We start from the raw sequence: 21,414 nt of genomic DNA, 5'->3' as shown, positions 1-21,414 counted from the left end.
GCGCAGTCGGCCTGTCAGGAAAACAAAAAGGGCCGACCCGAACGGGCCGGCCCCTGCGTGGAACCTCTGGCGGAGTGGACGGGACTCGAACCCGCGACCCCCGGCGTGACAGGCCGGTATTCTAACCAACTGAACTACCACTCCCCGTGGCTGCCGGCCTCGATCCTGGCGGATGCGAGCGCGGCACGAACTGGCGACCCTACGGGGATTCGAACCCCGGTACTCACCGTGAAAGGGTGATGTCCTAGGCCTCTAGACGATAGGGTCGGGGCCGAAAACTGGCAAGGGCGAGGCATGGCCCCGCCCAAAGAAAACGGGCCTTCGTGGGGCCCGTTTCCTGGGAAAACCTCTGGCGGAGTGGACGGGACTCGAACCCGCGACCCCCGGCGTGACAGGCCGGTATTCTAACCAACTGAACTACCACTCCGCGTGGCTGCCGCGTTCCACTCTTTCGAATGCAAGTGCGGCAAAACTTGGCGACCCTACGGGGATTCGAACCCCGGTACTCACCGTGAAAGGGTGATGTCCTAGGCCTCTAGACGATAGGGTCAAAACCTTGGACGAACCGTTCGACATCTGGTGGTGGAGGTAAGCGGGATCGAACCGCTGACCTCTTGCATGCCATGCAAGCGCTCTCCCAGCTGAGCTATACCCCCTCGCAGGTGTCGAGCCTCGAATTCTACACTGAAATTCAGGCGCTCCGCAGCTGCTCGAGCACACGCTCGCGCAGTGACAGCGCAAGGACAGCATCCAGCGACGGCGTCTGCGCCGTGCCCATCACCAGCACGCGCACGGGCATGGCCAGCTGCGGCATCTTGAGGCCGGTGGCACGCAGGGTTTCCTTGACGGCCTCGGCGATGTCCTCGCGCGTCCAGGGACAGCCTTCGAGCATGCGCGCCAGCATGGAGATCGCCGGCCGCACGCCTTCATGGATGTGTTTCGCCACTTCGTCGGCGTTCGGCGTCACGGGCTGGTAGAAGCGCTGTGCCCAGTCGGCCAGCACCAGCGTGGTCTCGCAGCGGTCCTTGAACAGGCCGCAGATCGCGGGCAGTCGCGCGTCGGGCGCCACCCCGCGCTGCTCGAGCAGGCCGGCGACGATCAGGGCCAGGTCGTCGTCCGCCATCGCCTTCAGGTGCTGGGCGTTCACCCAGCGCAGCTTGGCCTCGTCGAACTGGGCGGCGCTGCGCCCCAGGTGGTCCAGGTCGAACCACTGCAGGAACTGCTCGCGGCTGAAGATCTCGTCGTCGCCGTGCGACCAGCCCAGGCGCGCCAGGTAGTTCACCATGGCGTCGGGCAGGAAGCCCTGGTCGCGGTACCAGGTCACGGGCTGCGCACCGCGCCGCTTGGACATCTTCTCGCCCTGCTCGTTGAGCACCGTGGGCAGGTGCGCGAACACGGGCGGCTCGTAGCCGAGCGCGCGGAAGATGTTGATCTGGCGCGGCGTGTTGTTCACGTGGTCGTCGCCGCGGATCACGTGCGTGATCTGCATGTCGATGTCGTCGACCACCACGCAGAAGTTGTACGTGGGCGTGCCGTCGGGCCGCGCGATCACCAGGTCGTCGAGTTCGTCGTTGGCGATCGAGATGTGGCCCTTGACCTTGTCGTCCCATTCGACGGTGCCGCCGATCGGGTTGCGGAAGCGCCAGACCGGCTGCACGCCCTCGGGGACGGCCGGCAGCGTCTTGCCCGGCTCGGGCCGCCAGGTGCCGTCGTAGCGCGGCTTCTCCTTGCTGGCCATCTGCCGCTCGCGCAGCGCGTCCAGTTCCGCCACGCTCATGTAGCAGGGGTAGACCTGGCCCTTGGCCTTCATCTCCTCCAGCACCTCGCGGTACCGGTCCATGCGCTGCATCTGGTAGAACGGGCCTTCGTCGTGCTCCAGGCCCAGCCACTGCATGCCTTCGAGGATGACGTCCACCGCCTCCTGCGAGGACCGCTCCGTGTCGGTGTCCTCGATGCGCAGGATGAAAGTGCCGCCCTGCGAACGCGCGAACGCCCACGGGTAGAGGGCCGAGCGGATGTTGCCGAGGTGGATGAAGCCCGTCGGCGACGGAGCGAATCGGGTGCGAACTTTCACAGCTTGTCGAGACCGCGCAGCAGGTCCGCCTTGATGTCGTTGACGTGTTCCAGGCCGACTGCCAGCCGGATCAGGCCCTGGCCGATGCCGGCCGCCTGCCGCTGCTCCTCCGTCAGCCGCCCATGCGAGGTGGTGGCGGGATGCGTGATGATGCTTTTCGTGTCGCCGAGGTTGGTGGCGATGCTCATGACTTGCGAGCTGTCGATGACGGCGAACGCATTGCGGCGCAGCGTGGCGGGGTCGGCGCCCTTCACGTCGAAGGAGACCACCGCGCCGCCGATGCCGGATTGCTGCTTCATGGCCAGGGCGTGCTGCGGGTGCGACTCCAGCCCGGGGTAATACACACGGCTCACGTTGGGATGCGCTTCCAGAAAGCGCGCGATCTCCAGGGCGTTGGCGGCCTGTGCCTGCATGCGGATGCCCAAGGTCTCCAGGCCCTTGAGCACCACCCAGGCATTGAAAGGCGCGAGCGTCATGCCGGCCGTGCGCACGATGGGCGCGAACACGTCGACGATCCACTTCTTCGGGCCGCACAGGGCGCCCGCCATCACGCGGCCCTGGCCATCGAGGTACTTGGTGCCGGAGTGGATGATGAAGTCCGCGCCGAGCTCCACCGGCCGCTGCAACGCGGGCGAGGCGAAAGCGTTGTCCACAGCCAGCAGGGCGCCCGCGGTGTGGGCGATATCCGCCAGCGCCGCGATGTCGCACACATCGGTGAGCGGGTTGGTCGGCGTCTCGGCAAACAGCAGCTTGGTGTTGGGCTTCACGGCGGCCTTCCACTGCTGCAGGTCGACCTGCGACACGAAGGTGGAGTCCACGCCGAACTTGCCGAATTCCTTGGCGAACAGGTTCAGGGTGGAGCCGAAGACCGAGCGCGAGCAGACCACGTGGTCGCCCGCGCGCAGCACGCCCATGCCCAGGAGCAGGATGGCCGCCATGCCCGTGGACGTGGCGATCGCCGCCTCCGTGCCTTCCATGGCGGCCAGCCGCAGTTCGAAGCCGGTCACCGTGGGGTTGGAGGTGCGGCCGTAGGTGTAGCCTTCCTGCGGGTTGGCGAAGCGGTACGCCATGGTCTCCGCGTCGGGCTGCACGAAGCCGCTCGTGAGGTACAGCGCCTCGGAGTTCTCGCCCCACTGGCTCGCGGGCAGGCCCGCGCGCACCGCCAGCGTGTCGCGGTGCAGTCCTTCGGGCAAAGTCTTGGTCTTCACTTTAGTCTTCCAGAGCGCAGGGCGCTCGTCCTCCAGCGCGTCGGTGGGCCATTGCTAGGCCTCTTGCGGATTGGGGATGGCGAGGCGCGTGGTGTTTTCTTCCAGCGGGTCTTCCTGGCCGATGCGCGCCTCGTTGATCCGGGCGATGTCCTCGGCGTTGATGTCGCCGGTGACGTACACGCCGTCGAAGCAGGACGCGTCGAAGCCGCTCAGCTGCGGATTCAGCTTGCCGATGGCGTTCTTCATGCCCTCCACGTCCTGGTAGATCAGCGCGTCGCAGCCGATGATCTCGCGGATCTCCTCGACCGTGCGATCGTGCGCGACGAGCTCGGAAGCCGTGGGCATGTCGATGCCGTACACGTTGGGAAAGCGAACGGGCGGCGCCGCGCTGGCCAGGTACACCTTGCGGGCACCGGCGTCCCGCGCCATCTGCACGATCTCGCGCGAGGTCGTGCCGCGCACGATGGAGTCGTCCACCAGCAGCACGTTGCGGCCCTTGAATTCGCTCTGGATCACGTTGAGCTTCTGCCGCACGGATTTCTTGCGCACCGCCTGCCCCGGCATGATGAAGGTGCGGCCCACGTAGCGGTTCTTCACGAAGCCTTCGCGGTAGGGCAGCCCCAGCAGGTGGGCGAGCTGCATGGCGCTCGGGCGGCTGGACTCCGGGATCGGGATCACCACGTCGATCTCGCTGGGCGGCACGGTGGAGACCACGCGCTTGGCGAGCGTCTCCCCGAGATTCAGGCGCGCCTGGTAGACCGAGATGCCATCGAGCACGGAGTCCGGACGCGCGAGGTACACGAATTCGAAGATGCAGGGCGACAGCTGCGGGTGCTCGGCGCACTGGCGCGTGTGCACGTTGCCCTGCATGTCCACGAACACCGCTTCGCCCGGCGCGATGTTGCGCTCGAACACGTGGCCCGTGCCTTCCAGCGAGACCGACTCGCTGGCGACCATCACGGTGCCGTCGGCGCTGCGGCCGAAGCACAGCGGACGGATGCCGTAGGGGTCGCGGAAGGCCAGCAGGCCATGGCCGGCGATCAGCGCCACCACCGCGTAGGAGCCGCGGATGCGCCGGTGCACGTTGCCCACCGCCGAAAACACGTCCTGCGGCGTGAGCGGCAGCCCGCGCGTGGTGCGTTCCAGTTCGTGCGCGAACACGTTCACGAGCACCTCGGTGTCGCTCTCGGTGTTGATGTGGCGGTGGTCGGCGCTGAACAGCTCCGCCTTGAGCGCCTGCGCGTTGGTCAGGTTGCCGTTGTGCGCCAGCGTGATGCCGAAGGGCGCGTTCACGTAGAAGGGCTGGGCCTCTTCCTCGCTGTGCGCGTTCCCCGCCGTGGGGTAGCGCACCTGGCCGAGCCCCGCATTGCCTGGCAGGGCGCGCATGTTGCGGGTGCGGAACACGTCCCGCACCATGCCCTTGGCCTTGTGCATGTAGACCTTGCGGCCCAGCAGCGTGACGATGCCCGCGGCGTCCTGCCCGCGGTGCTGCAGCAGCAGCAAGGCGTCGTAGATCAGTTGGTTCACCGGGGCCGGACTGACGACCCCCACGATTCCGCACATAGTTCGTCCGCTTTCTTCAGGCCGGCAGGTACGCGCCAAAACGGTCGGGCACCACCGGCTTCAATCCGCGCAAGGCCGTCGTCGCAACGCCGGCCGTCCTCGATTCCGTCCACCACGGGCCCTTGTCCAGGCCGGCGAGGTGCACCACCACGGCCAGCGCCAGGATGGCCACCACGCCGCGGACCACCCCGAACAGCCCACCGAGCACGCGGTCGATGGGCCGCAGCCCCACCGCGGCCACCAGCTTGCTGGTGATCCACACCAGCAGCCCGCCGGCGAACAGGGCGGCGATGAACACCACCACGAAACCCGCAGCGTACTGGATCGCCTCGCCAGCGCGGCTCAGCGGCATCAACGCAGCCGCCCGCGGCGCCAGCCACTGCGCCAGCACGAAGGCCGAGAACCAGTTCAGCACCGACAGTACTTCATACACGAGGCCGCGCCACAGGCCCAGCAGCACCGATGCTGCGAGCAGGGCCAGCACCACCCAGTCGAGCGTCGCCACTACAGGGTGAGGACGGCGGCCGGCAAATCCAGCCCCTTGATCTTCTCGGCGGCCTTGTCCGCCTCGGCCCGGGACGCGAACGGGCCCGCACGCACGCGGATGCGGGTGCCGTCCTTCGTCTCGGCCACGTTGGTGTAGTTCTTCAGTCCCGCGCGCTCCAGCTTCTGCTGGACCTGCCGCGCCTTGCCCTTTTCGGCGAAGGCGCCGACCTGCACCACGTAGCGCGCGCCGGTGGCCGCGTCGGCCGTGGTCACCGACTTGCCTTCGAGCAGCGCGTGCGCCTTGGCGCTGTCACTCGTCCTGGGTTCGGCCTTGGGTTCCGGCTTCTTCTCCGGCGGCTCGCTCCTGGCCACCTTTTCGGCAGGGGCAGGCTTGGCTTCGGGCTTCTGCACCGGCGCCACGCCCGCCTCGGCTTTCGATTCGGTGATCACGGCCGCAGGTTCCGACGCCGCGGATGCGGTCGGGGCCACGGGTGCGGGGCTGACCTTGCCAGCGGCGGGCGGCTGCGGCGGCAAGGGCGGCAGCGGCTTGACCTTGGTGCGGTCGGGAATCTCGATGGGGATGTCCACGGCGACGGGCCGCGGCTGGGTGTCGAACAGCAGGGGGAAGCCGATCACGCCGGCGAGCACCAGCACCACGGCGCCGATCAGGCGATGCTTCGCGCGGCGGCGCATCACCTCGATGCTTTCGGCGGGAGCGGCAACGGCCACCGGCTCGTCGACCTTTTTCTTGCGCGACTTGAACAAGGCCATGGGTGAGGGTCAGCCGAGGTGCCTGGCGGCGAGACGGGGGATGCCTTTCTCCAGCACGCCGCCCACGGTGTAGAACGATCCGAACACGAGGATTCTATCAGCCGGCTCTGCAGCGGCCACCGCGGCGTCGAGCGCGGCCTGCGCGTTCGTGTGGGTGCTCACGGGCACGTCGCGCCGGCCCGGCACGGCCTGCCAGCGCCGGGCGAGTTCCTGCGCGCCGGCCGCGCGCGGCGTGGGCAGGTCCGTGAAATACCACCGGTCCACCAGCGGCGCGATCTTCGCGAGCATCGGCGCGAGGTCCTTGTCGCCCATCGCCCCGAACACGGCATGGGTGGCGGGATAGAAGCCCATCGCGTCGAGGTTGGCGGTGAGCGCGGCCACCGAATGCGGGTTGTGCGCCACGTCCAGCACCAGGGTGGGCTGGCCGGGCACGATCTGGAAGCGCCCGGGCAGTTCCACCATGGCCAGGCCGTTGCGGATCGCCTGCGCCGTCACCGGCAGGCGCGGGCGCAGCGCTTCCAGCGCGGCCAGCACGCCGGAGGCATTGAGCAACTGGTTGGCGCCGCGCAAGGCCGGATAGGCCAGGCCCGGGTAGCGGCGCCCGCGGCCAGCCCAGGCCCACTGCTGCTTGTCGCCGGAGAAGTTGAAGTCGCGCCCCAGCAGCCACAGGTCGGCGCCGAGCGCGCCGGCGTATTGCAGGATCGAGTGCGGGGGCATCGGGTCGCTGACGATGGCCGGCTTGCCTTCGCGCAGGATGCCGGCCTTCTCGCGCCCTATGCTCTCGCGGTCCGCTCCCAGGTACTCCATGTGGTCCAGGTCGATGCTGGTGATGATGGCGCAGTCGGTGTCGATCGCATTCACCGCGTCCAGCCGGCCGCCCAGGCCGACCTCGAGGATCGCGACGTCCAGGTTGCTGGCCGCCATCAGGCTCAGGATCGCCAGCGTGGTGAACTCGAAATAGGTGAGCGTCACGCCCTGGCGGGCCGCTTCGACCCGCTCGAAGTGCGGCACCAGCGCGTCGCCGCGCACGATCTCGCCGGCGATGCGGCAGCGTTCCTCGAAGTGCACCAGGTGCGGCGAGGTGTACACGCCGGTGCGGTAGCCGGCCTGCAGGGCGATGGCCTCGAACATCGCGCAGGTCGATCCCTTGCCGTTGGTGCCCGCCACCGTCACCACCGGGCAGTCGAAACGCAGTTGCAGGCGTTCCCGCACCTCGTGCACGCGGGCCAGCCCCATGTCGATGGTCCGGGGGTGCAGCCGCTCGCAGTGCGCGAGCCATTCGCCGAGTTCTTTCATGCCCCGCATTGTCCCGCGCCGGCGCGATCTATCATCCGGCGCATGGCGATCACCCTCTACGGCATCCCCAACTGCGACACGGTGAAGAAGGCACGCGCCTGGCTGGGAGACCAGGGCGTGGAGTACACGTTCCACGACTTCAAGAAGCAGGGCGTGCCGCCGCAGCGGCTGGACGCATGGTTGCGCGCGGCCGGCTGGGAGAAGTTGCTGAACCGCCAGGGCACGACCTGGCGCAAACTGGACGAGGCCACCCAGTTGCGCTCCGGCAACGAGGCCGGCGCACGGGCGCTGATGCTGTCGCAGCCGAGCATCATCAAGCGTCCGGTCGTCGAGTGGCCGGACGGCCAGACGACGGTCGGATTCGACAGCGCCGCCTGGCAGGCGCGAACAAATGCCTGAGCCAGGACCGTTTACAACGGCTTTACCGTAAAGGCTGGCAAGGTCATCCGCGGGTGCATAAGATTTCAGCACCCGTAGTTCAAAGAGTCCCTGCCATGAAACAGACCCTCCTTTTCGCCGCGCTGGGCCTGGCTGCCGTCGGCGCCGCCGCGCAGGAATTCGGCAACGTCCTCTCCAGCACCCCCGTGATCCAGCAGGTCGCGGTGCCCCGCACCATCTGCCAGCCCGTCGGCCCCTCGCAAGTCACCACCACGGGCGGCGGCGCCGTGGTGGGCGGCCTCACCGGCGCCGGCATCGGCAGCATGATCGGCCAGGGCAGCGGCAACACCGCCGCCATCGCGGTGGGCACCATCATGGGCGCGATCGTCGGCAACAACGTCGAGGCGCAGAACCAGCGCTACGCCCAGACGTATCCGCAGTGCGTCACCGAACACGTGAGCGAGAACCGCACGGTCGGCTACGACGTGGTCTACGAATACCGGGGCCAGCAGTACAGCGCCCGCATGCCCTACGACCCGGGCCGCAGCGTGCAGCTGCAGCAGACGCTCGCGCAGGCGCAGCCCGCCCAGCCCCTGGGCAACGGCGGCGGCGTGGTGGTCGCGCCCCCGGTGCAGCACTCCGCGCAGGTCGCGGCTCCCGCGCAGCAGGTGACGGTGCCGACGCCGGTCGCGACGGCGCAGACCCCCGTCGTCGTGCAAAGCCCGCAGGTCGTCTACACCCAGCCGTACCCCCCGGGCTACCCGGTCGCCTACCCTGCGGCCTACCCGGCGTATCCCGCCTACCCGTATCCCTACTACCGCCCTTACCCGGTGTTCCCGGTCGGCCTGTCCTTGGGTTTCGTGTTCGGCGGGCATGGGCACGGCCATCGCCATTGAGGGCTGCGGCCTCTGCCACGCAAGGGCGCCGCGGGCGCCCTTTTTCATGCCCGCGGGAAGGTCGGGCGGCCTCGCCTAAAATTGCGGGTTTCCCCGGAAGCTTCCCCATGACCACCGAGAAATTGGACGCCGTGTCCGTCGCCACCAAGGCCAACGTGTACTTCGAGGGCAAGTGCGTGAGCCACGGCATCACGCTGGCGGACGGCACGAAGAAATCGGTCGGCGTGGTGCTGCCGGCCACCCTGACCTTCAACACCGGCGCGCCGGAGATCATGGAGTGCGTCGCCGGCTCCTGCGAGTACAAGCTCGCGGGCAGCAGCGAGTGGAAGAAATCCTCGGCCGGCGAGAAGTTCTCCGTGCCGGGCAACTCCAGCTTCGAGATCCGCGTGACCGAGGCCTACCACTACGTCTGCCACTTCGGCTGAGCGGAACCGCCATGAGCACGATCCTCGAGAACCTGCCGCTCGCCCAGAAGGTCGGCATCGCCTTTTCCGGCGGCCTGGACACCAGCGCCGCCCTGCACTGGATGCGCAAGAAGGGGGCCATCCCCTACGCCTACACCGCCAACCTGGGCCAGCCGGACGAACCCGACTACGACGCGATCCCGCGCAAGGCGATGGAGTACGGCGCCGAGAAGGCGCGGCTGGTGGACTGCCGCAAGCAGCTCGCGCACGAGGGCATCGCCGCCCTGCAGTGCGGCGCCTTCCACATCTCCACCGGCGGCCTGACCTACTTCAACACGACGCCGCTGGGCCGCGCCGTGACCGGCACGATGCTGGTGGCCGCGATGAAGGAGGACGATGTCCACATCTGGGGCGACGGCAGTACCTTCAAGGGCAACGACATCGAGCGCTTCTACCGCTACGGGCTGCTGACCAACCCGTCGCTGCGCATCTACAAGCCCTGGCTGGACCAGGCCTTCATCGACGAACTGGGCGGGCGCGCGGAGATGTCCGCGTTCATGACGGCCGCCGGCTTCGGCTACAAGATGTCGGCGGAGAAGGCGTATTCGACCGACTCCAACATGCTGGGCGCCACGCACGAGGCCAAGGACCTGGAGCAGCTCAATTCGGGCATCAAGATCGTCAACCCCATCATGGGCGTCGCCTTCTGGAAGGACGAGGTCGCCGTGAAGGCCGAGGAAGTGCGCGTGCGCTTCGAGGAAGGCCAGCCGGTCGCCCTGAACGGCAAGAGCTTCGACGACCCGGTGGAGCTGTTCCTCGAAGCGAACCGCATCGGCGGCCGCCACGGCCTGGGCATGAGCGACCAGATCGAGAACCGCATCATCGAGGCCAAGAGCCGCGGCATCTACGAGGCCCCGGGCCTGGCGCTGCTGTTCATCGCCTACGAGCGCCTCGTGACCGGCATCCACAACGAGGACACCATCGAGCAGTACCGCGACAACGGCCGCCGCCTCGGCCGGCTGCTGTACCAGGGGCGCTGGTTCGATCCGCAGGCCATCATGCTGCGCGAGACGGCGCAGCGCTGGGTGGCGCGCGCGGTGACGGGCGAAGTCGCGCTGGAGCTGCGCCGCGGCAACGACTACTCGATCCTGAACACCGAGTCGCCCAACCTCACCTACGCGCCGGAACGCCTGTCCATGGAGAAGGTGGAGAACGCGCCGTTCACGCCCAAGGACCGCATCGGCCAGCTGACCATGCGCAACCTGGACATCACGGACACCCGTGCGAAGCTGGGCATCTACGCGCGCACCGGGCTGCTCACCACGAGCGGCGACGCGCCCCTGCCTTCGCTCGAATAGGCGATCGCGGCACGTGCGAAGGGGCGACCGGGGGTCGCCCTTTTTTTTGTTGGGCGCCCCCTGGATTTCCCGCGCTCGCCGCCGCGCGTCCGCCGCTTATCCTCGCCGGCGGCACACCAACAACCGGAGACAACATGCGCCGCCTTCCCTCGCGCGTCCTGCGCCTGCTCGCCACCCTGCTCGTCGCGGTCGCCGCAACGGCGTGCGCCCAGACGCCGGTGCGACCCAGGCTCACCGACGCGGGCATCACCGATCCGTCGTCCGCCCTGTGGATCGGCAACAGCTTCTTCTATTACAACAACAGCATGCACGGGCACGTGGGGCAGTTCGTCGCCGCCGGCATGCCCGGCTTTCGCCATCGCGCGACCTCGGTGACCATCAGCGGCTCCGGCTTCGACTGGCACGACGCCGAGTCCTACTTCCGGCCGAATGCGCTGGGCGCCTATTCCTTCGACGCGAACAACAACGTCACCTTCAACAAGCTGGACCGCCTGTTCGACGTGGCGATCGTGATGGACTGCAGCCAGTGCCCGATCCACCCGCAGCTCGCGCCGGTGTTCGTCAAGTACGCGAAGATCAATGCGGACACCTTCCGCAGGCATGGCGCCAAGCCCGTGTACTTTATGTCCTGGGCCTACCAGGACAAGCCCGAGATGACGGCGCAACTAGCCGAGGCCTACACGCGCGAGGCCAACAACAACGACGCTTTCGTGATCCCCGCCGGCCTGGCCTTCGCCCGCTCGATCGCGCAGCGTCCGGACGTGAACCTCTACGTCGCCGACAAGCGCCATCCCAGCCTGGCCGGCACCTACCTCGCGGCGGCGACGAGCTACGCGGCACTGTTCAAGCGCTCCCCCGTGGGATCGTCGTACACGGCAGGTCTCGACCCGTCGGTGGCGCGGCACCTGCAGACGGTGGCGTGGGAGACGGTGCAGGACTTCTATCGGCGCTGAGCGTGGCGGCGTCCTATACGTTCCTGAAGCCGGCGAAGCTGCCGCTGCGCCCGGACGCGTTGGACCGGGCCGCCGTGCTGCCGCTTCCCACGGCGGAATCCGCGGCGGCGCTGGACGAAGCCGTGCCGGGCTTGCGCTGGACCTCGCAGACCCAGGCCGCAGCCGATGTCGAGGCGGGGTGGGTGGAATTCCGGCTGCACGACGACCCGTCCACGGGGGCCTTCCTCGCCCTGCGCTGCTCGCTGCGCAGCGACTACACGGCCTTCGTGCAGGGCCTGTGCGACCGCTTCGGGTGGGTGGCGTTCGACGAGGAACCGCGGCTGTTCCAGCCTCGGCAGCCGCCGCAGGCGTTGTAACGCCGCCGGCAGAAAGACGGCACGGTCGACATTGGCGCGCCGGCGCCGCCGGGATTACCATGGGCCATTCGCACCTCGGACAGCCGCCGGCGCGGCGAAAGGAGTTCCGCATGGCACGCGTCAAGCACTGGCAGGATCCCGTCAATGCCCTGGTCGGCGTCTGGCTGGTCCTCTCTCCCTGGATCCTCGGCTTCCATGCGGTGACGATCGCCACGGCGACCACCACGGCCGTGGGCGCCCTGCTCTTGGCCACCAGCCTCGGCGCGATGCAGTTCTCCCAGGCCTGGGAGGAGTGGCTCGACATCGTGCTGGGGGTGGCGCTGATGCTGCTGCCGGTCGTCTTCGGATTCGACGGCGTGCGGACGGCGCTGCAGAACGCGCTGGCCTGCGGCGCCATCGTCACTTTCCTGGCCTTGTGGGTGCTTGCCAGCGACGACGTGCTGGCCGGGTGGTGGGAAAGGAACGTCGGTTAGCAGCCTGCCAGCGCGGGCGCCCAGCCGCCGCGCCTCAGACGACCACCGGTTCCGGCTCCAGCCGGATCCCGAAGCGCTCGTAGACGCTGGTCTGGATCGCCCGGGCCAGGGTGACCACCTCGCCTCCTGTGGCGCCGCCGCGGTTGACGAGCACCAGGGCCTGCTTCTCGTAGACGCCGGCCTGGCCGACCGACTTGCCCTTCCAGCCGCAGGCGTCGATCAGCCAGCCCGCCGCCAGCTTGATGCTGCCATCGGGCATGGGGTAGTGCACGATGCCGGGGTCGCGGGCGATGATGTCCTGGCACTGCTCCGGCGTGACGGTCGGGTTCTTGAAGAAGCTGCCGGCGTTGCCGATCACGCGCGGGTCGGGCAGCTTGGCGCTGCGCACGGCGCAGACCCAGTCGTAGATCTGGCGCGCGTCCGGATGCGTGATCCCGGTCTCGGTCACCTTGCGCTGCAGGTCCAGGTACCCCAGCACGGGCTTCCAGGGCTTGGGCAGGCGGAAACGCACGCGCAGGATGAGGGCGCGGCCGGCCAGGCCGAAGTCGCTGTCGCGCGCCGGTGAATGCTTGAACACCGAGTCCCGGTAGCCGAAGGCGCACTGCGTCGCATCCAGGGTGAACTCCCGTCCCGTCATCAGGTCGATGGCGTCCAGCGACTCGAAACGGTCCTGCAGCTCGATGCCGTAGGCGCCTATGTTCTGCACCGGCGAGGCCCCCACCGTGCCCGGGATCAGCGCCAGGTTTTCCAGGCCGCCGAAGCCCTGCTCGATGGTCCAGGTCACGGCCTCGTGCCAGTTCTCGCCGGCCCCGAATTCGATCAGCGTGCCCTTGGGGCCGTCCTCCAGCACGGTGCGCCCGGGCACCTCCACCTTCAGCACCACGGCCTTGACGTCGCCGGTCAGCACGATGTTGCTGCCGCCGCCCAGCACGAACCTGGGCTCGGTGGACAGCGCCGGGTGGGCCAGCACGGCGTGGACGTCCGCGGCGCCCTTCACCCGCACCAGGGTCCGCGCGCGCGCGACGATGCCGAAGGTGTTGTACGGCTGCAGCGGCGCGTTGGTCTCGACGATCATGGGAGAATTGTGGACCAAGCCGCCCCCCGGCTGTGCAGGAGGACATCCCATATGCCGTCGTTCGATACCGTGTGCGATCCCAACATGGTGGAAGTGAAGAACGCCGTGGAAAACACCGCCAAGGAGATCGGAACCCGGTTCGACTTCAAGGGCACGGCGGCCGCCATCGAGGTCAAGGACAAGGAGATCATCCTGACCGGCGATGCCGACTTCCAGCTGCAGCAGGTGATGGACATCCTGGTCGGCAAGCTGGCCAAGCGCAACGTGGATGTGCGGTTTTTGGACAAGGGCGAGGTCCAGAAGGCGGGCGGGGACAAGGTCAAGCAGGTCATCAAGGTGCGCAGCGGCATCGAGTCGGAACACGCCAAGAAGCTGCAAAAGCTCATCAAGGACAGCAAGCTGAAGGTCCAGGCTTCGATCCAGGGCGATTCGGTGCGCGTCACCGGCGCCAAGAAGGACGACCTGCAGGCGACGATGGCCCTTGTGCGCAAGGAGATGGCAGAGCTACCCTTGACCTTCACGAATTTCCGGGACTGAAGGGAGAGCCATGAACAAGTGCTTGCTCGCCGCCGCGCTGGCGCTCGCGGCCGGGGCCGCTGCCGCGCAATCCGTCACGCTGCAAGGCATGCTGGGCGCCAAGGCCCTGCTGGTGGTCGACGGTGGTGCGCCCAAGGCGGTCGCCGCCGGCGAGACCTGGCAGGGGGTGAAGGTGCTCTCCACGGCCGGCGACCAGGCCGTGCTGGACGTGGGCGGGCAGCGCCAGACGATGCGCGTGGGCGATGCGCCCCTGGCGGTCGGCGCCACGGCCGCGCCCAAGGGCAACAAGATCGTGCTGTCGGCCGGCAGCGGCGGGCACTTCACCACCCAGGGCGCGATCAACGGCCGCGCGGCGCAGTTCATGGTCGACACCGGCGCCACCGCCGTGGCGATGGGCGTGGCGGATGCCGAGCGCCTGGGCATCGACTACCGCAAGGGCCAGCTGGGGCGCGGCAACACCGCCAACGGCCAGGTCAACGTCTACAGCGTGAAGCTGACCTCGGTGCGCGTGGGCGACGTCGAGGTGTACGACGTCGATGCCGCGGTGCTGCCGGACATCAACGGCCACATCCTCCTGGGCAACAGCTTCCTCAGCCGCTTCCAGATGACGCGCCTCAACGACCAGCTGGTGCTGGAGAGACGTTACTAGTTGCGCGACTCCGAGTACCCCGGGCCGCGCGAGGCGCGGCCGCGAGAAAGTGCGCTGGAGCCCTTGCGCGCCCCCGTGTTCCGCATGCTGTGGTTCACCTGGATGGCGGCCAACACCTCCATGTGGATGAACGACGTGGCCTCGGCCTGGCTGATGACCACGCTCGGCCCCTCGCCCCTGTGGGTCGCGCTGGTGCAGAGCGCCTCCACCTTGCCCGTGTTCCTCCTCGGCCTGCCCAGCGGCGCGCTCGCGGACACCGTGGACCGCCGGCGCTACTTCATGGCCACGCAGTTCTGGGTGGCGGCGATCGCCACGCTGCTGTGCATCGTCATCCTGCTGGACCGGCTCACGGCGCCGCTGCTGCTGGCCCTGACCTTCGCCAACGGCATCGGCCTGGCCATGCGCTGGCCGGTGTTCGCGGCGATCATTCCCGAGATCGTGCCGCGGCCGCAGCTCGCCCAGGCCCTGGCGCTCAATGGCGTGGCGATGAACGCCTCGCGCATCATCGGCCCGCTGGTGGCCGGCGCGGTGATCGCGAGCCTGGGCAGCGCCTACGTGTTCGTGCTCAATGCGACGCTGTCCATCCTGGCGGGGATCACGATCATGCGCTGGCGGCGCGTGCACCAGGAAAGCCCGCTGGGCCGCGAGCCGCTGGCCAGCGCCATGCGCGTGGGCGTGCAGTACGTGCGCCAGTCCAGCCGGATGCGCTCGGTCCTGCTGCGCATCGCGCTGTTCTTCCTGCACTCCACCGCCCTGCTCGCACTGCTGCCGCTGGTGGCCCGCGCCTTGCCGGGCGGCACGGCGGGGACCTTCACCGTGCTGCTGGCCTCGATGGGAGCCGGCGCGATCGTCGCCGCCCTGACGATGCCGCAGATCCGCCGCTGGCTGCCCCTGCAGCCGCGCGTGCTGGTGGGCACCGCGCTGCAGGCGCTGGCTGCGGTGGCCGTCGTGTTTTCGCCCAACATCTGGCTGGCGGTGCCGGGCATGGTGATTGCCGGCGCGGCGTGGATCACGGTGGCCAACTCGCTGACCGTCGCCGCGCAGATGGCCTTGCCGGACTGGGTGCGGGCACGCGGCATGTCGATCTACCAGATGGCGCTCATGGGCTCCACGGCCGCGGGTGCCGCCTTGTGGGGCCAGGTCGCGACCTGGACCAGCATCCAGGCGGCGCTGGCCATCGCCGCCGCCACCGGCATCGCCACCATGGCGATCGCGCAGCGCATGGTGGTGGACCGCGGCACCGAGGAAGACCACACGCCCTCGCGCGTGCTCAAGGTGCCCGAGATGGCCGAGCCGCCGCGGGCCGGCCGCATCCAGTTGCGCGTCGAATACCAGATCGACCCGGCCCGTGCGCCCGAATTCCTGGCCCTGATGGAGGAGAGCCGCCGCAGCCGCATGCGCCAGGGCGCGCTCGACTGGCAGCTGCTGCACGACCTGTACGAGCCGGGCCGCTACGTGGAGCAGATCGTCGACGCCTCGTGGACGGAGCACCTGCGCCGCTTCGACCGCATCAGCGCCGACGACGTGGCGCTGCGCGACCGGCGGCTGGCGTTCCACATCGGCGCCGAGCCGCCGCGCGTGTCGCGCTTCCTCATCGAACAGGAATAGGCGAGGTCATTGCGGGCTCGCCCCGCAATCCAGCGCTGCGTGCGTGCCGGGTCGACCCCGGCACGGCAGCTCAGGCCTTCTTCGCCCCCAGCCGTGATTCCTTGCCTGCCATGAGGCGCTCGATGTTCGCCCGGTGGCGCCAGGCGAGCAGCAGGGCCATCACGAACAGCGCCACCGCGACCGGACGTTCCGCATACCAGGCCAGCCGGTCGCCGAACAGGTAGTACACCGGCGCGAACGCCGCCGCCACCAGCGATGCGAGCGAGGAGTAGCGGAAGAAGAAGGCGATGATGATCCAGGTGAGCGCGGTCGCCAGTCCCAGCAGCCAGTGGATGCCGAACACCACGCCGATGAAGGTCGCCACGCCCTTGCCGCCCTGGAAGCGGAAGAACACCGGATAGAGGTGGCCCACGAAAGCGGCGACCGCGACGAGCGCCAGCGTGTCTGCATGCAAGCCGTAGCGCGCGCCAAAGACCCGCACCAGCACCACGGGCACGAAGCCCTTCATGGCATCGAGCAGCAGCGTGACGATCGCCGCGGCCTTGCTGCCCGAGCGCAGTACGTTGGTGGCGCCGGGGTTCCTGCTGCCGAAGGTGCGCGGGTCCGACAAGCCCATCGCCTTGCTCACGAGCACCGCGAACGCGAGCGACCCGAGCAGATAAGCCGCCACCACCGCGGCCGGCGAAATCCACGCATCCATGCCGCCTCCTCCTCTTTTACGGGCTGCATTGTGCCAGCGGGTATTGCAGCGACGGCCGGGCAGCGTGTCCAACTCAGCCTCAATGTATCTGTGCTTCTTGCACATTTTTTCTTGACTGGGCGATTTGCACATTTCACAGTCGCTCCCATGGACCTGCGCGTTGCTCCCGACACTCCCGGCCTCGCAGGCGAGCCGCCGGCCAACGGCGCGCCGCCGCTGGTGCAGCGGGCGCTGCTCGACGCCTGCCGCGCGCTGCTGCGGCAGGTCGCGCGCCTGGCCGTCGGCCGCGGCGTGCCGTTCGCGGACGTGGCCGAAGTGCTCAAGCACGGCTTCGTCGAGGCGGCGCGCGCGGCGCACCCCGGGGTCGCGCCGCACCGCGCCGTGAGCCGCATCAGCGCCGCGACCGGCATCAACCGCCGCGAAGTCACCCGCCTTCTGCAGCCCCCCAAGGGCGATCCGGGGTCCGCCCGGCCGGCGCCGGCCACGCAGGTGTTCACGCGCTGGCTGACCGATCGGGCGCTGCAGGGCGAGGACAAGCTGCCGCTGGCGCTGCCGGTGCAAGGGCCCGCTCCCAGCTTCGACAGCCTGGCCAACTCGGTGACGCGCGACGTGCATCCCCGCACGCTGCTGGAAGAGCTCTCGCGCCTGGGGCTGGCCCGCCTGGACGAAGCCGGCACGCACGTGCACCTGCTGCGCAGCGCCTTCGTGCCGCGCGAGGATCGCGACCGCATGCTGGCCTTCCTCGGAGCCAACGTCGGCGACCACCTGGCCGCGGCGGTGGACAACGTGCTGGCCGACGGCAGCCGCCACTTCGAGCAGGCGCTGTTCGCGGATGAATTGTCGGAGGCCTCGCTGGGAGAGGCACGGGCGCTCGTCACCGCAGAGTGGCAGCGCCTCCTTCACACCCTGGCGCCGACGCTGCAGGCGCTGATCGACGCCGACAAGGCCGCCGGCCGCGTCGCGGCGCAGCGCATGCGCATCGGCCTCTTCGCCTATACGGATGCGATGGCGTCCCCACCGGACGCCCCGCAGCCGCCCACCCGCCGCTTCAAGGAGAACCACCGTGAGTGAATACTATCGCCTGTCCGAAGCGCAGCCCATCCCGCGGCGCAGTGTCCTGGTCGCCCTGCTCGCTGGTGCCGGTATCGTGGTGCTGCCCTCCTGCGGGGGCGGCGGCGGGGGTGGCGGCATCGCCGGCGTCGACACCGGCGGCACGGGTTCGTTCACGGCCGGCCGCATCACCGGCTTCGGCTCGGTGATCGTCAACGGCGTGCGCTTCGAGGACAACGCCGCCCGCGTCGCGGACGACGACGACGAGGCCAAGGTGCTCTCCCCGCAGGACCTGCGCCTGGGCATGGTCGTGCGCATCCAGGCAGGGCCGCGCCGGGCTGGCAGCGGCGACGACCTCCCCAGTGCCACGGCCACCGCGATCAGCGTGGAAAGCCAGCTGAAGGGACCGGTCGAGTCCAAGACCGCGCCGGACACGCTGGTGGTGTTCGGCCAGACCGTGAAGGTCGATGCGGCCACCGTGTTCGACGGCACCAGCTTCGCGACGATCGCCGTGGGCGACATCCTGGAGGTTTCGGGCTTTGCCGACGCAAGCGGCGCCATCACCGCCACGCGCATCGAGCGCGAAGGCGCGGCCGGCGAATTCAAGGTCCGCGGCGTGATCGCCGGCCTCGACACCGTGGCCAAGACCTTCCGCATCGGCACCGCGACGTTCAACTATGCGGGGGCCACGCGGCTGCCGACCACGCCGCTGGCCAACGGGCAGTTCGTGCGCGTGCGCACGCAGACGGTGAAGAACGCCGGCGGCGAGTGGCCCGTCAACCGCATCGACCTGCGCCAGGCGCCGCAGGTGGAGGACCGCAACGAGGCCGAGGTCGAAGGCATCCTGGTGCAGAACGGCAGCGTGCTCACGGTCAACGGCATCGTCATCGACGTTTCGCAATTGCCGGCCGGCGCGGTTCCGGCCGCCGGCCAGCGCGTGGAAGTCGAAGGCCAGTTCGTCAACGGCGTGCTGGTGGCGCGCAAGTTCGAGCTGGAAAACGAGAACGAGGACCGCAAGGTCGACGTGCGCGGCACGGTCTCGGCCCTGGACACCTCGGCGCACACCTTCGTCGTGCGCGGCGTGACCTTCCACTACACGCCGGGCACGACCGCCGAGAAGGACGGCACCATCGCCGCCAACCTGGCCAACGGCGCCAACGTGCGCGTGCGCGCCACGCTGCCCAGCACGGGCACGGGCAACCCCGAGGCGACGGAGATCGACTTCAACGCCTGAGGCTCACGCCTCTTCGAGCGCGCAGCGCACCGGCTTCGCCTCCAGCAGGTCGACGCAGACCTGCGGGGCGATGCCCACCAGGTAGCCGCGCCGGCCGCCATTGAGCACGATGCGCGGCAGCGCGAGGACGCTCTCCTCGATGTAGACGGGCATCTTCTTGCGCGTGCCGAAGGGCGAGGTGCCGCCCACGAGGTAGCCGCTGTGGCGGTTGGCCACTTCCGGCTGGCAGGGCTCCACCGACTTCGCGCCGATCTGCCGCGCGAGGTTCTTGGTGGAGACCTTGCGGTTGCCGTGCATCAGCACCAGCAGCGGCCGCGCCTTCTCGTCTTCCATTACCAGCGTCTTGACCACCGTGAACGGGTCGAGGCCCAGCACCTGCGCGCTGTGCTGCGCGCCGCCGTGCTCCACGTACTCGTAAGGGTGTTCGCTGAAGGCGACGCCGTTGGCCCGCAGGAAGGCGGTGGCCGGCGTTTCGCTGACGTGCTCCTTCTTCGCCATGCCTCAGGCCGCCGGGTCGCGGATCTCCCAGCGGATCTGGTCGGCCTCGGCGAGCAGCTCGGGCGACAGCTGCGTGCCCCAGGCGTCCAGGTCTTCCTCCAGCTGCGCCAGCGAGGTCACGCCGATGATGGTGCTGGCCACGCGCCAGTTGCCGTAGCACCAGGCGAGCGCGAAGCGCGTGGGCGTGAGCCCGTGCTTGCGCGCCAGCGCGTTGTAGCGCCGCGCGGCTGCCAGCGCGTCGGGGCGCGCCCAGCGCTGGTTGCGCATGCGCTCGAACTTGGACAGGCGTCCTTCGCGCACCTCGGGCGCATCGAGGCCGCCTGCGTCGTACTTGCCGGTGAGCGCGCCGAAGGCCAGCGGCGAATACGCCAGCAGCGACACGCCCAGGCGGTGCATGGTCTCGTCCAGGCCGTTGTCCAGGAAGCGGCTGGTGAGCGCGTACGGGTTCTGCACCGTCGCCACGCGCGGCAGATCGTACTGCTCCGCCAGCCGCACGAACTCGTGCACCCCGTAGGGCGTCTCGTTGGACAGGCCGATGGCGCGCACCTTTCCGGCGCGCACCAGTTTCTGGAAGGCCTGCAGCTGTTCGTGGATCGAGGTGCTGCTGGTCTCCTTCTCCGGCCGGTAGTAGATGTCGCCGAAGCTGGGGACGTGGCGCTCGGGCCAGTGGATCTGGTACAGGTCGATGACGTCGGTCTGCAGGCGCTTGAGCGAGCCTTCGCAGGACGCGACGATGTCCGCGCCCGTGAGCCCCTGGCCCGCGCGCACCCAGGGCATGCCGCGCGACGGCCCGGCCACCTTGGTCGCGAGCACCAGCTTCTGCCGCAGGCCGGGACGCGCAGCGAACCAGCGGCCGATGATGGTCTCGGTGGCTCCGAAGGTTTCGGCACGCGGGGGCACGGAGTACATCTCCGCGGTGTCCAGGAAGTTGATGCCGCGCTCCACGGCGCGATCGAGGATGGCGTGCGCGTGCGCTTCGTCCACCTGCTCGCCGAAGGTCATGGTGCCCAGGCAGATGGGGGTGACGCGCAGGTCGCTCTGGCCGAGCTGGATGGTTTGCATGGAGTTACAGCGTTGACGATGTGAGGGGTCGGTCGAGCATATTAGCGGGATGCCGGAAGGTCCTTCGATCGTCATCCTCAAAGAACAGGTCACTCCCTTCCTCGGGCACACCATCCGGCGGGTCTCCGGCAACACGACGATCGAGAAGGAACGGCTGCAGGACCAGAAGGTGGAGGCCTTCCGCAGCTGGGGCAAGCACTTCCTGGTCGAACTGCCCGACTTCAGCCTGAAGGTGCACTTCATGCTGTTCGGCAGCTACCGCATCAACGAGGCCAAGAGCTGGGCGGTGCCGCGGCTGTCGCTCGGGTTCGACGTGGGCGAGATCAACCTGTACGCCTGCTCGGTGCGCTTCATCGAGGAGCCGCTGGACCTGGTCTACGACTGGTGGGCCGACGTCATGTCGGAGCACTGGGACGAGAAGCTCGCGCTCAAGCGCCTGAAGTCCGCGCCGGCCATGCTGGTGTGCGACGCGCTGCTGGACCAGGACCTGTTCGCCGGCGTGGGCAACATCATCAAGAACGAGGTGCTGTTCCGCATCCGGGTGCACCCGCTGTCGACCGTGGGCGCGCTGCCGGCCGCCAAGCTGCGCGAGCTCGTGCGCGAGGCGCGCCAGTACAGCTTCGATTTCTACGAGTGGAAGAAGCAGTTCGTGCTCAAGAAGCACTGGCTGGCGCACACGAAGCGGACCTGCCCGCGCTGCCTGATTCCCTTGCAGAAGGCGCACCTGGGACGCAGCAACCGGCGCAGCTTCTGGTGCGATAACTGCCAGGTGCTGTACGAGTGAT

At 68.8% G+C, this 21,414-nt stretch carries 23 protein-coding genes and 5 tRNA genes; 13 read left to right on the top strand and 15 right to left on the bottom strand.

The window, feature by feature from the left end; translation table 11 throughout:
- Positions 1-67 precede the first annotated feature (67 nt).
- From AC3EGR_RS17160 to folC, 11 genes are all read right to left on the bottom strand, one after another.
- A tRNA-Asp gene (locus tag AC3EGR_RS17160) sits at positions 68-144 on the bottom strand.
- A gap of 47 nt (positions 145-191) precedes the next feature.
- Positions 192-267 (bottom strand) — tRNA-Glu (locus AC3EGR_RS17155).
- Between the two features lie 83 nt (positions 268-350).
- A tRNA-Asp gene (locus AC3EGR_RS17150) sits at positions 351-427 on the bottom strand.
- Between the two features lie 47 nt (positions 428-474).
- A tRNA-Glu gene (locus AC3EGR_RS17145) sits at positions 475-550 on the bottom strand.
- 30 nt (positions 551-580) lie between these two features.
- Positions 581-656, bottom strand: a tRNA-Ala gene (locus AC3EGR_RS17140).
- A 35-nt stretch (positions 657-691) separates the two neighbouring features.
- Positions 692-2,074: a glutamate--tRNA ligase gene (gene gltX, locus AC3EGR_RS17135; RefSeq protein ID WP_488547717.1), complete on the bottom strand. Its 1,383-nt coding sequence runs from the start codon at positions 2,072-2,074 to the stop codon at positions 692-694.
- Positions 2,071-3,282: an O-succinylhomoserine sulfhydrylase gene (locus AC3EGR_RS17130; RefSeq protein WP_488547716.1), complete on the bottom strand. Its 1,212-nt coding sequence runs from the start codon at positions 3,280-3,282 to the stop codon at positions 2,071-2,073. The genes gltX and AC3EGR_RS17130 overlap by 4 nt, the downstream gene beginning before the upstream one ends.
- 54 nt (positions 3,283-3,336) lie before the next feature.
- Positions 3,337-4,845 (bottom strand): amidophosphoribosyltransferase, encoded by a 1,509-nt coding sequence (purF, locus tag AC3EGR_RS17125; RefSeq protein ID WP_488547715.1) that lies wholly within the window; start codon positions 4,843-4,845, stop codon positions 3,337-3,339.
- 16 nt (positions 4,846-4,861) lie between these two features.
- Positions 4,862-5,350, bottom strand: a complete 489-nt coding sequence (locus AC3EGR_RS17120; RefSeq protein WP_488547714.1) for a CvpA family protein — start codon at positions 5,348-5,350, stop codon at positions 4,862-4,864.
- Positions 5,350-6,102 carry an SPOR domain-containing protein gene (locus AC3EGR_RS17115; protein WP_488547713.1) on the bottom strand — a complete coding sequence of 251 codons (753 nt, stop codon included), beginning with the start codon at positions 6,100-6,102 and terminating at the stop codon, positions 5,350-5,352. The genes AC3EGR_RS17120 and AC3EGR_RS17115 overlap by 1 nt, the downstream gene beginning before the upstream one ends.
- Before the next feature lie 9 nt (positions 6,103-6,111).
- Positions 6,112-7,407 (bottom strand): bifunctional tetrahydrofolate synthase/dihydrofolate synthase, encoded by a 1,296-nt coding sequence (gene folC, locus AC3EGR_RS17110; RefSeq protein ID WP_488547712.1) that lies wholly within the window; start codon positions 7,405-7,407, stop codon positions 6,112-6,114.
- Positions 7,408-7,440: 33 nt separating this feature from the next.
- On the opposite strand from folC, the gene AC3EGR_RS17105 reads away from it, so the two are divergent.
- From AC3EGR_RS17105 to AC3EGR_RS17075, 7 genes are all read left to right on the top strand, one after another.
- Positions 7,441-7,797, top strand: a complete 357-nt coding sequence (locus tag AC3EGR_RS17105; RefSeq protein ID WP_488547711.1) for an ArsC family reductase — start codon at positions 7,441-7,443, stop codon at positions 7,795-7,797.
- Positions 7,798-7,892: 95 nt separating this feature from the next.
- Positions 7,893-8,672, top strand: coding sequence for a glycine zipper 2TM domain-containing protein (locus AC3EGR_RS17100; RefSeq protein ID WP_488547710.1), 780 nt, complete (start codon positions 7,893-7,895; stop codon positions 8,670-8,672).
- A gap of 107 nt (positions 8,673-8,779) precedes the next feature.
- Positions 8,780-9,097, top strand: coding sequence for a pyrimidine/purine nucleoside phosphorylase (gene ppnP, locus AC3EGR_RS17095; RefSeq protein WP_488547709.1), 318 nt, complete (start codon positions 8,780-8,782; stop codon positions 9,095-9,097).
- Between the two features lie 11 nt (positions 9,098-9,108).
- Positions 9,109-10,434 carry an argininosuccinate synthase gene (gene argG / locus AC3EGR_RS17090; RefSeq protein WP_488547708.1) on the top strand — a complete coding sequence of 442 codons (1,326 nt, stop codon included), beginning with the start codon at positions 9,109-9,111 and terminating at the stop codon, positions 10,432-10,434.
- A 134-nt stretch (positions 10,435-10,568) separates the two neighbouring features.
- Positions 10,569-11,387, top strand: a complete 819-nt coding sequence (locus tag AC3EGR_RS17085; protein ID WP_488547707.1) for a hypothetical protein — start codon at positions 10,569-10,571, stop codon at positions 11,385-11,387.
- A 2-nt stretch (positions 11,388-11,389) separates the two neighbouring features.
- Positions 11,390-11,743, top strand: a complete 354-nt coding sequence (locus tag AC3EGR_RS17080) for a hypothetical protein (RefSeq protein ID WP_488547706.1) — start codon at positions 11,390-11,392, stop codon at positions 11,741-11,743.
- A gap of 110 nt (positions 11,744-11,853) precedes the next feature.
- Complete coding sequence (locus AC3EGR_RS17075) at positions 11,854-12,216, top strand: SPW repeat domain-containing protein (protein WP_488547705.1); 363 nt, start codon at positions 11,854-11,856, stop codon at positions 12,214-12,216.
- 34 nt (positions 12,217-12,250) lie between these two features.
- Here the strand turns inward: AC3EGR_RS17075 and murB are convergent, their stop codons facing one another.
- Entirely contained in the window at positions 12,251-13,291 is a 1,041-nt protein-coding gene (gene murB, locus AC3EGR_RS17070) for a UDP-N-acetylmuramate dehydrogenase (protein WP_488547704.1), read from the bottom strand.
- Positions 13,292-13,342: 51 nt separating this feature from the next.
- Here murB and AC3EGR_RS17065 point away from each other — a divergent pair, with 51 nt between their 5' ends.
- The 3 genes from AC3EGR_RS17065 to AC3EGR_RS17055 all read left to right on the top strand — a co-directional run bounded on the left by AC3EGR_RS17065 (position 13,343) and on the right by AC3EGR_RS17055 (position 16,085).
- The gene (locus AC3EGR_RS17065) at positions 13,343-13,828 is read left to right on the top strand and encodes a YajQ family cyclic di-GMP-binding protein (protein ID WP_488547703.1); all 486 of its coding nucleotides are present in this window, start codon (positions 13,343-13,345) and stop codon (positions 13,826-13,828) included.
- Between the two features lie 10 nt (positions 13,829-13,838).
- Positions 13,839-14,477 carry a retropepsin-like aspartic protease family protein gene (locus tag AC3EGR_RS17060; protein WP_488547702.1) on the top strand — a complete coding sequence of 213 codons (639 nt, stop codon included), beginning with the start codon at positions 13,839-13,841 and terminating at the stop codon, positions 14,475-14,477.
- An 84-nt stretch (positions 14,478-14,561) separates the two neighbouring features.
- Positions 14,562-16,085 carry an MFS transporter gene (locus tag AC3EGR_RS17055; protein WP_488547845.1) on the top strand — a complete coding sequence of 508 codons (1,524 nt, stop codon included), beginning with the start codon at positions 14,562-14,564 and terminating at the stop codon, positions 16,083-16,085.
- Positions 16,086-16,155: 70 nt separating this feature from the next.
- On the opposite strand, the gene plsY is transcribed toward AC3EGR_RS17055, so the two are convergent.
- Positions 16,156-16,785: a glycerol-3-phosphate 1-O-acyltransferase PlsY gene (gene plsY / locus AC3EGR_RS17050; protein WP_488547701.1), complete on the bottom strand. Its 630-nt coding sequence runs from the start codon at positions 16,783-16,785 to the stop codon at positions 16,156-16,158.
- Positions 16,786-16,932: 147 nt separating this feature from the next.
- Between plsY and AC3EGR_RS17045 the strand changes: the two genes are divergently transcribed.
- Positions 16,933-17,856, top strand: coding sequence for a DUF6502 family protein (locus AC3EGR_RS17045; RefSeq protein WP_488547700.1), 924 nt, complete (start codon positions 16,933-16,935; stop codon positions 17,854-17,856).
- On the top strand, positions 17,849-19,069 hold the full coding sequence (locus AC3EGR_RS17040; RefSeq protein WP_488547699.1) for a DUF5666 domain-containing protein: 1,221 nt from the start codon (positions 17,849-17,851) through the stop codon (positions 19,067-19,069). Before AC3EGR_RS17045 ends, AC3EGR_RS17040 begins: the two co-directional genes overlap by 8 nt.
- A gap of 3 nt (positions 19,070-19,072) precedes the next feature.
- Here AC3EGR_RS17040 and AC3EGR_RS17035 read toward each other — a convergent pair whose 3' ends face one another.
- Together AC3EGR_RS17035 and AC3EGR_RS17030 are read right to left on the bottom strand one after the other, a co-directional pair.
- Positions 19,073-19,567, bottom strand: coding sequence for an aminoacyl-tRNA deacylase (locus AC3EGR_RS17035; RefSeq protein WP_488547698.1), 495 nt, complete (start codon positions 19,565-19,567; stop codon positions 19,073-19,075).
- 3 nt (positions 19,568-19,570) lie between these two features.
- Positions 19,571-20,629, bottom strand: a complete 1,059-nt coding sequence (locus AC3EGR_RS17030; RefSeq protein ID WP_488547697.1) for an aldo/keto reductase — start codon at positions 20,627-20,629, stop codon at positions 19,571-19,573.
- 49 nt (positions 20,630-20,678) lie between these two features.
- On the opposite strand from AC3EGR_RS17030, the gene AC3EGR_RS17025 reads away from it, so the two are divergent.
- On the top strand, positions 20,679-21,413 hold the full coding sequence (locus AC3EGR_RS17025; protein WP_488547696.1) for a DNA-formamidopyrimidine glycosylase family protein: 735 nt from the start codon (positions 20,679-20,681) through the stop codon (positions 21,411-21,413).
- Position 21,414: the final 1 nt, after the last annotated feature.

Source organism: Ramlibacter sp. G4-7 (assembly GCF_057784995.1).
This window is presented reverse-complemented; position numbering and strand designations above follow the sequence as displayed.

Coding starts and splice junctions, on each gene's coding strand:
- murB (WP_488547704.1), bottom strand. CDS start 13,291: ATGATCGTCGAGACCAACGCGCCGCTGCAGCCGTACAACACCTTCGGC.
- AC3EGR_RS17075 (WP_488547705.1), top strand. CDS start 11,854: ATGGCACGCGTCAAGCACTGGCAGGATCCCGTCAATGCCCTGGTCGGC.
- AC3EGR_RS17085 (WP_488547707.1), top strand. CDS start 10,569: ATGCGCCGCCTTCCCTCGCGCGTCCTGCGCCTGCTCGCCACCCTGCTC.
- argG (WP_488547708.1), top strand. CDS start 9,109: ATGAGCACGATCCTCGAGAACCTGCCGCTCGCCCAGAAGGTCGGCATC.
- AC3EGR_RS17115 (WP_488547713.1), bottom strand. CDS start 6,102: ATGGCCTTGTTCAAGTCGCGCAAGAAAAAGGTCGACGAGCCGGTGGCC.
- ppnP (WP_488547709.1), top strand. CDS start 8,780: ATGACCACCGAGAAATTGGACGCCGTGTCCGTCGCCACCAAGGCCAAC.
- folC (WP_488547712.1), bottom strand. CDS start 7,407: ATGCGGGGCATGAAAGAACTCGGCGAATGGCTCGCGCACTGCGAGCGG.
- AC3EGR_RS17035 (WP_488547698.1), bottom strand. CDS start 19,567: ATGGCGAAGAAGGAGCACGTCAGCGAAACGCCGGCCACCGCCTTCCTG.
- AC3EGR_RS17100 (WP_488547710.1), top strand. CDS start 7,893: ATGAAACAGACCCTCCTTTTCGCCGCGCTGGGCCTGGCTGCCGTCGGC.
- AC3EGR_RS17055 (WP_488547845.1), top strand. CDS start 14,562: ATGCTGTGGTTCACCTGGATGGCGGCCAACACCTCCATGTGGATGAAC.
- AC3EGR_RS17025 (WP_488547696.1), top strand. CDS start 20,679: ATGCCGGAAGGTCCTTCGATCGTCATCCTCAAAGAACAGGTCACTCCC.
- AC3EGR_RS17060 (WP_488547702.1), top strand. CDS start 13,839: ATGAACAAGTGCTTGCTCGCCGCCGCGCTGGCGCTCGCGGCCGGGGCC.
- AC3EGR_RS17065 (WP_488547703.1), top strand. CDS start 13,343: ATGCCGTCGTTCGATACCGTGTGCGATCCCAACATGGTGGAAGTGAAG.
- AC3EGR_RS17030 (WP_488547697.1), bottom strand. CDS start 20,629: ATGCAAACCATCCAGCTCGGCCAGAGCGACCTGCGCGTCACCCCCATC.
- plsY (WP_488547701.1), bottom strand. CDS start 16,785: ATGGATGCGTGGATTTCGCCGGCCGCGGTGGTGGCGGCTTATCTGCTC.
- purF (WP_488547715.1), bottom strand. CDS start 4,845: ATGTGCGGAATCGTGGGGGTCGTCAGTCCGGCCCCGGTGAACCAACTG.
- AC3EGR_RS17045 (WP_488547700.1), top strand. CDS start 16,933: ATGGACCTGCGCGTTGCTCCCGACACTCCCGGCCTCGCAGGCGAGCCG.
- AC3EGR_RS17105 (WP_488547711.1), top strand. CDS start 7,441: ATGGCGATCACCCTCTACGGCATCCCCAACTGCGACACGGTGAAGAAG.